Source organism: Burkholderia sp. JPY481, from assembly GCF_038900515.1.
Classification (GTDB): Bacteria; Pseudomonadota; Gammaproteobacteria; order Burkholderiales; family Burkholderiaceae; genus Paraburkholderia; species Paraburkholderia youngii.
Window position 1 is genome coordinate 1 of record NZ_JAYMRT010000158.1, and the last position, 375, is coordinate 375.

Here is a 375-nt window from a genome sequence, read left to right on the forward strand (position 1 = left end):
GTGTCGTGACGGGCTTCAAACCGATTTTCTGCGAGAACGTCAGCGTCTCGTCGGCAATGTAGCAGGAACCGTTGTCGCTCAGCCACTCGATTTCGCTCTCAGCCTTCAACGCACCGGCGAAACGGTTTTCGACAGCCTGAAGCATCACGTCGCGCACCACGTCGCCGGTGTAGCCGCCCGTCGTCGCAGCCCAGCTCATGGCTTCCCGGTCGCAGCAGTCCAGTGCAAAGATGACGCGTAAGGGGGTACCGTCGTCGCAGCGGAATTCGAAACCGTCCGAACACCAGCGGGCGTTGCTGCTGTCTACCGCGACCTTGCCGTCGACGCGGTCGGCGTTCGAGCAGCAGGCCGTGGCTACGCATGACGCGATACACC

At 62.4% G+C, this 375-nt stretch carries 1 pseudogene; it reads right to left on the minus strand.

The features are described from left to right. Nucleotides 1–375 (minus strand): annotated as a pseudogene (locus VSR82_RS40140) (DDE-type integrase/transposase/recombinase); the annotation flags it as partial.